This window comes from Methanofastidiosum sp. (assembly GCA_020854815.1).
In the GTDB taxonomy this organism is placed as follows: Archaea; Methanobacteriota_B; Thermococci; order Methanofastidiosales; family Methanofastidiosaceae; genus Methanofastidiosum.
This window is the reverse complement of the sequence record JAHKLW010000061.1, coordinates 36,539-43,386: the sequence shown is the minus strand read 5'-3', so window position 1 is coordinate 43,386 and position 6,848 is coordinate 36,539. Positions and strand designations below refer to the sequence as shown.

The window sequence follows — 6,848 nt, the reverse complement described above, 5'->3', positions numbered from 1 at the left end:
TTAATTCAGTAAATACTTTTAAGTATCCTCTACACAATAGAAGTTAGGTGATATAATGCCTCTACCAGAAAAGGTTGAGTTTATTGGTAATTACAAGGGATGGAAGTGTTACAAAAGTTTTGAATCCCTTGATGGAAAAGAAAAACTTGATATTGCAAGATTATTACTCTCTATAAGGGAATCATTTAATGAAAAAATATTTGAATATTTGGGCCAGGGATTTAATATAAAGTATATACAAGACATTGTTGATTCAATAGTAAGGGACGAAAAAACTATTTCTAAAGCCCTTTACAAAGCAAAATCGCCTACAACAACTAAAAAATTATCAGAAATTGCACAGATAAAAGAAGCTAAAGACATTGCAAAGGGAATGCTTACTGAAATGATGTTGGAAAAGCTAGGGATTGAAAGACTTACACCTGATGTCCTCGATAATTATCTCGGACAGAATCCCATTGAGGACAAAGAAAGCAAGGCCGGTTCTGATAAGCAGATGATTCATTTTCTTGGTAACTATAGTGGTTGGAAGTGCGTTAAGAGAATGGAAATTGACGAATTAACGGAGGATTTTGATATAGCTATGCTTCTTCTCTCAATAAGGGAATCCTTCAATAACAAAATCTACGACTACATGTCAGAGAAGTTTGATATGAAATCCCTTGATGGACTTGTAGAGGATATAATACCAAACAAGGGCAGATTCAAAGAAGAAGACATTGCCAATGCACTTTCAAAATTAAATTCTCCAGAATTTCTTTCTAGCTTGGAAAGAATATCTTCAGACAAAAATGCAGAAGATATCTTGAAGAGAATTGCTGCAGAAAAAACTTTAATAAAATTAAAACTACCACTATTGAATGCAAAGATGGTGGAAAAGTACATCGAAAAGAAGGCTATAATTGCCTAAGGATCATCAGCATGTATATCGTCGCTAAAACCATGATAAACGTGGCAGAATAAACAATGACTCTAATAAGGATTTGTTTTGAATTTTTTGAATAGTCATAGACTACAGTAGGCCTACTCCTAACAAATGTTCTTTGGATAGGATCAATTCCTAAAGAGTCTATGTCAACATTTGTAGTATATGTCCACCCAGAACGGCCTTCATAGTTAACAGGTTTTTTAACAGATAGATATTTCTCTCTTTCTTTGTCATATTTTGCTTTTTTCTCTTTATCTAGGAGAGTTTCATAAATTTCTTTTAATTCAAGAAATTTGTTTTTGGCCCATTCTTCTTTTCCAGGATTTTTATCCGGGTGGTATTCTAAGGCTTTTTTCCGATAAGCTTTCTTGATCTCACGAACGGTAGATGATGGCTCAATTTCTCCTACAGTTTTGTAGTAATCATTTTTTGGATTGTATGACATCTTATCATCAAACCCTCATATCTAATATTTGTATTCTAAGAACATCTTGCAATATAAAGTTATTACCTCAAAAATCTTTCATTAATCAAGGTATAGAGATATTAAGAAAAAGATTATCTAAATTTTGAATATTTGGTCAGGACTCTCAAAATATCAAATGCAATGTCCTTGTCTATTAATCCTTCGTCTTCCTTGTCCTTTAAGAACTTTTTAGCTTCGTCAAAACCTATTTTTGATGCTTTGGCGTATAAAGGTCCACGGATTAGGCCAGCTTTATCTTCAGGCATTTTATTCAATATTTGGTTCAGGTCCCATTTGAAATCTGAAACTCTTGCCATGTTTAATTTTTTAGTTTTTCTCGAATATATTTTTTGTTTGAATCTTTTAGATCCTTTTGAATAAAATGTGTTTGATTGTCCTTGCATCTAACCCTCTCTTTTACCTAACTGTTAAATAAAACTTTTTAAGCCTTTGCTTAATTCTAATAGATTTTCCTGTTCTTTTCTTATAATTTTATCCTCATAAATCTGATTTTTAATTAAAATAAAGGTCCATCCTGGCTTTTTTGAAGAAAACTTCACTGCAAGAATTGTTTTTGGATAAAGGACGGTCTTCTTTGATATTTCAGCTGCCGTGTCTAAAAGCGAATTGATTTGTGAGTTCTTGATTTTGATACATGAAAGTTTGGTGTTTTTGACCTCCATTACAATTACCTTTTCATCCTTTATGGCTATGATGTCTGGCCCGCTTTGGCTCACTCTTTTGCTAAAGACAAAATATCCATTTTCAAGAAGATATTTCTTGACTTCATATTCCGCACGGACCCCTCTGGATTTATTTCTTGTTACTGCCGTCAGGTTAAACGCTTCCATTTTGATACTTTAATTTTAGGGCCAATAGGAGAACTTGAAATATCGTCCCTTAAGAAATTGATATAATCTCCATTCCACAATAGAACGGGACCTTCTTGTTCACCTTCATAATCTTGACAGAAGAACATCTCCTTCATGAAATCAAAAGATTCACTCTTATCACCCTGGATAAGTAAGGGTAGATCGTCATCAAAGGAATCTAATTTATTATTTATGCTCATTTCTCTTCTAAGAGAAACAGAAATATCTATGACGCCTAGCCATTTCCAATCTTTCTTGTCAATATACATAAAAGAAAGTGCAGAAGGATTACCATCTTTTGATTCTACTATCATCAATCTTCTGCAACCCTTAAGAACAGCAATATCTTTTAATTCTTCAATAGATTTTTTACCTCTTGTGATCTGAAAAGAAAGAGGTATAACTCCTAGTAGCTCTTTAACAAAAGATCTAGTCCTTGTTGATGGCCTTCTAGAAGTTGAGATTAACATCATAATTAACGAGCTGGGACTGTCTTTGCCATTTCAGGCCTCATCTTGATGAATATTCTGTTACCACAGTAGGGACATTTAATTCCCCTTATATCCTCAAGTTCCGTCGGGGTGAGTATTCTTTTACACTCAATACATTTATACACTTACTCACTTCCTACTTTACAGATGCTTTCTGTGAAACCCTTCCCATTGGCGTATCTGGGAGATATGTGCCTCCAGCAAATGTAGTCTCACACTTTGAGCATTGCCATATTGCAGTGTTTATCCTTTTTACAGATTTTCTTCCACATTGTGGGCACTTGTGCTTTTGTCTCATCTGGGCTTCGATGTTAGAAATCTTAACTCTAATTTTTCTACCATATCTTGGCCCAAATCTTCCGGCACTGCTTGATTTATTTGAAACTGCCATGAACATCACCTCATTTCAGAAAATTTTTCTTTTAGAAGGGACCTTACTTCGTCGCCCCTTACCTTTGATCGTCTGACGATGTCTAAAATCTCCTCTTTTTTAAAGCTTCCTACGTCCCCTTTCTGCATTGCGGCGATTCTTCCATTGTCTTCAGTGGTTGCAGTTATTCTTGAATCCATTACACTTTCCTCTTCCATTGAGGGATCATATAATATTGAATCTGCTATTTTTGCATATGTACAAGGTATAGGGATTTTAGTCATAGGTAGAGGCATTAGTTCTTCTGTTTTCTTCCCTTCTTCGTCTAATACTGGCATTTTGGTGTTATGAAGAGCTGCTATAGCTGCAATCCCAGCTGCGTCGAATAGGTTTCCGTTGTAATCCATTATGTGTATATCAACAAACAAAACTCTAACAAGTTCTCCTTCTTTAATAACTAATTTCTGGAAATCAACGGCGCCTGATTCCCTGATTCCTCTGTCAACTATTCTTGCAAGTTCTATTGAGTCTTCCCTTGGGGGGCCTGCCTCAAAATCAGGGGATGCCATTGGAATCAATTCTGCGTTAGTTGTAAAAACACCTTGATTGGGTGTGTCAGGGAATGGTGCTCCAGTGTCACACTTAACTCCGGCAATTACCTTTGTATCTCCAATCTGGACAAAACTTGATCCTTCGGCTTTGTTTATAATGCCAAGTTCGATCTTTAGATCTCTCATGTCATTAAGGCCTCTCCCGTCTTCACGTTTGCCGTTTTTCAAGAGGCTTATCATATAATCTTTCTTGATATCTGAAAGAACACTACTCATTTGACACATCCTCCGTTATGTATTTTTTCTTTAGTGCTTCCTTTTGAATTTCATATACTTGAAGACATCCTTTCCTACCGAGGTCTAAAGCTTCTTCAAGCTGCTCTTCTGATAGGTCTCCGTCCATCTGTAAAAGACTAAATTCGTTTCTTCTTGGAAGTAGTGCCAATGGCAAATCTGCTTGACCGTAGTTATCCTCTTCTTTACAGAGATCCAATACAATTTTATCGTCAACTTTTCCAGCCGCACATGCGGGTACCAATTCTTTCATAGGTATGCCTGCATTGGCAAGTGCAACAGATGCAGCCGTTATTCCTGCACATCTTGTTCCAGCGTCTGCTTGGACAACTTCAATATTAACCTCAACCATGCATTTTGGGAAATTTTCTAGTAACAGAGCAGGTTCTAATGCACCTTGTGTTACTTTGCCTATTTCTACCCCCCTTCTGCTTGGGCCTGGTCTTTTTCTCTCTTCAACTGCGAATGAAGCCATATTATATCTGCACTTCAGTATGGCCCTGTCAGATTTCTGAAGAAATCTTGGGTAAGCTTCTCTTGGGCCATAAACAGCACAATAAATCTTATTTCCGCCCCATTCAATGTAAGATGAGCCATCTGCTCTTTTGAAAACTCCAACTTCAATCTTTATATTTCTCAATTCATCTACGGCTCGTCCATCGAGTCTCTTGCCGTTAGTAAAGAACTTTATGTCTTTCTCCATATATAACACCTAATATTATCTTGATAATTCAGCTTCAAGTATTTTTTTTATTCTGTCTGTTAGTCCTGGTATGTGGGCTTCTTTGTCAATTTTCAGAATGGCTCTCTCAACAACATCTTCCATTTGTCTCTCGCCCTTGATCCATATATTGCCATTCTGGCCAACCATAATCTCACATTTGGTCATTTGCTTCAATAATTTAATCATAGATCCTTTTTTACCAATTACTCGGGGTACCCTTGTGGCATGAATTTTTACAACTCTCCCCCATTTCATTTTGCCATAAGGTCTTTCCTTTGACTGCAAAACAATGTCTGAAGATTCTCCGACATCTCTCACATTTGCATATATTACATCGCCTACTTTGAATATCCTTTCAAGATTTGAAGTATCTTTGACATACCTCAAAGCATCTTGGACATGAAGATTGGCTAAATAAGGAGCATTTATATCTAAATCCCAACTAAGAGGATTTATGCCTACAACCGTTCCAATTACATCGTCTCCCCTTTTTGGCATATATTTGCCTTCCAGTGGAACTACCTTAACATTTTCGTTTTCAATGTAAACTATTCCTAAGACAGAAGATATTATCGTATCCTCGAATTTATCAATTCCATATTCGTATCTAAAAGGGCCCTTTGCAATAGCCATACCTGGCGTGACAATAGATCTGTCTTTTACTAAAAATTCCAATATTATCTCTCCGTATCATTTATCCATTATCTTTGTCTCAACGTTTCCTTTTGTAGCACTGTTCAACTTATTGAAAAGGTCATCTTGTAATCCGGCCGGTATTTCAATTACAAACATCCAAGAGCCGTCTCTTCCCCATTCCTCTTTAATAATAGTACCAAGAGACTTTGCAAATCCCATTGTTTTGGGTGCATGTTCAGCAGGAACTTTTACGCCAATTCTTCTATTTTCAATCTTAATAGGTAGAATTGGGGCCAATAAATGAATTATCTGCTTTATTTGGTCTTCAGTTCTCTTGTACATGTCTATTTGAACTCTTGCCTCTTCTAGAGCAGCTTCTATTCTTTGTGGTGGGTGTGGATGGCCTGTCTGAGGATTTATTGCATGTCTCGATATATATGAAATGATCTGGGCTCTCTTATTTTCCATCATTGCCCTTCTCTGATCGGTAGTAAGGTGTATTTCTCCTTTCTTTAGGATAATTTTTGAAATCTCAGTTACATTATCTGTACCAAATGCTTTTTTAAGAGACTCCGGAGATGCTTTATCTCCTTTGTTTACATCTTTAAAAATAAAATTAGTAGCGAGGAAATCGTCTGCTTCATTTCCTCCCTTAAATTCTTGGGCCTTTTTGGGATCAACTAATATCTCAAAATGTTCCCCTTGGTACTTGAGTTTTGCAGTAACTGCATCATCTAGAGATATCAAACAATCTACTCCTTATCCTCCTCTTCTTTTATCTCTTTAACTTTCTCGATATAGAGATTTAATGTATCTTCATTCATTTTTTTAAATCTCTTATCTTCCATGCTTATTACGGCCATTTCGACATTGCTCTTGCTTAAATCCCCCTCTATTGATTTTTTAAGGGCTCTCAAAGCAAGTATAATTGCATCTTCAATTGATATTTCAGGGGAATATTCTTTTTCAAATATTTCCATTGCAACGGATCTTCCTGCGCCTATTGCCGTAGCTTTCCACTCAAGATAGGCACCTGAAGGCTCAGTTACAAATATCTGAGGCCCTTCTGAATTGATACCTGCAAGAATCAAAGAAGCACCAAATGGCCTTAATCCGCCATACTGTGTGTGCATCTGTTTTAAATCTCCAATCTTCTTTGCCAGCATCATTACAGACATCTTTTCATCATAACTTAATGTATGAATCTGCGCTTCGATTCTTGCCTTGTCGACAAGTATTCTTGCGTCTGCTATTATTCCTGAAGTAGCTGCAGCAAGATGATCATCTATTTGAAATATCTTCTCAAATGATTCCGGTTCAACGAGCCTTGAAGGGATTCTCTTGTCAACACAAAGGACAACTCCTTCGTTACATTTAATACCTATAGCGGTGGCGCCCCTTCTTACTGCCTCGCCAGCGTATTGAACCTGATACAAACTTCCATCTGGACTAAAAACGGTGATTGCCCGGTCATAACCAGATGCGGGTGGAACAAATGCCATGTATTTACCTCCAT

11 protein-coding genes are annotated in these 6,848 nt (G+C 36.6%); 1 reads left to right on the top strand and 10 read right to left on the bottom strand.

The features are described 5' to 3' along the window. Nucleotides 1-55: 55 nt before the first annotated feature. Nucleotides 56-910, top strand: a complete 855-nt coding sequence (locus KO464_07990) for a DUF2666 domain-containing protein (GenBank protein MCC7573316.1) — start codon at nucleotides 56-58, stop codon at nucleotides 908-910. On the opposite strand, the gene KO464_07985 is transcribed toward KO464_07990, so the two are convergent. The 10 genes from KO464_07985 to psmA form a co-directional block, all read right to left on the bottom strand. Then, the gene (locus KO464_07985; protein MCC7573315.1) at nucleotides 897-1,373 is read right to left on the bottom strand and encodes a DnaJ domain-containing protein; all 477 of its coding nucleotides are present in this window, start codon (nucleotides 1,371-1,373) and stop codon (nucleotides 897-899) included. The genes KO464_07990 and KO464_07985 overlap by 14 nt on opposite strands. A gap of 113 nt (nucleotides 1,374-1,486) precedes the next feature. Next, the gene (locus KO464_07980) at nucleotides 1,487-1,798 is read right to left on the bottom strand and encodes a hypothetical protein (GenBank protein MCC7573314.1); all 312 of its coding nucleotides are present in this window, start codon (nucleotides 1,796-1,798) and stop codon (nucleotides 1,487-1,489) included. A gap of 24 nt (nucleotides 1,799-1,822) precedes the next feature. Next, nucleotides 1,823-2,245: a hypothetical protein gene (locus KO464_07975; protein ID MCC7573313.1), complete on the bottom strand. Its 423-nt coding sequence runs from the start codon at nucleotides 2,243-2,245 to the stop codon at nucleotides 1,823-1,825. Further along, nucleotides 2,227-2,739 (bottom strand): hypothetical protein, encoded by a 513-nt coding sequence (locus KO464_07970; protein ID MCC7573312.1) that lies wholly within the window; start codon nucleotides 2,737-2,739, stop codon nucleotides 2,227-2,229. Before KO464_07970 ends, KO464_07975 begins: the two co-directional genes overlap by 19 nt. Before the next feature lie 154 nt (nucleotides 2,740-2,893). Next, nucleotides 2,894-3,148 carry a 50S ribosomal protein L37ae gene (locus KO464_07965; GenBank protein ID MCC7573311.1) on the bottom strand — a complete coding sequence of 85 codons (255 nt, stop codon included), beginning with the start codon at nucleotides 3,146-3,148 and terminating at the stop codon, nucleotides 2,894-2,896. Between the two features lie 5 nt (nucleotides 3,149-3,153). Continuing rightward, the gene (locus KO464_07960) at nucleotides 3,154-3,954 is read right to left on the bottom strand and encodes an exosome complex protein Rrp42 (protein MCC7573310.1); all 801 of its coding nucleotides are present in this window, start codon (nucleotides 3,952-3,954) and stop codon (nucleotides 3,154-3,156) included. Next, a complete protein-coding gene (locus KO464_07955; protein MCC7573309.1) occupies nucleotides 3,947-4,675 on the bottom strand; it encodes an exosome complex exonuclease Rrp41 in 729 nt (242 codons plus the stop codon). The genes KO464_07960 and KO464_07955 overlap by 8 nt, the downstream gene beginning before the upstream one ends. A gap of 15 nt (nucleotides 4,676-4,690) precedes the next feature. Next, nucleotides 4,691-5,371 carry an exosome complex protein Rrp4 gene (locus KO464_07950; GenBank protein ID MCC7573308.1) on the bottom strand — a complete coding sequence of 227 codons (681 nt, stop codon included), beginning with the start codon at nucleotides 5,369-5,371 and terminating at the stop codon, nucleotides 4,691-4,693. A 15-nt stretch (nucleotides 5,372-5,386) separates the two neighbouring features. After that, a complete protein-coding gene (locus tag KO464_07945; protein ID MCC7573307.1) occupies nucleotides 5,387-6,079 on the bottom strand; it encodes a ribosome assembly factor SBDS in 693 nt (230 codons plus the stop codon). 5 nt (nucleotides 6,080-6,084) lie between these two features. Next, complete coding sequence (psmA, locus tag KO464_07940) at nucleotides 6,085-6,834, bottom strand: archaeal proteasome endopeptidase complex subunit alpha (protein ID MCC7573306.1); 750 nt, start codon at nucleotides 6,832-6,834, stop codon at nucleotides 6,085-6,087. Nucleotides 6,835-6,848 lie beyond the last annotated feature (14 nt).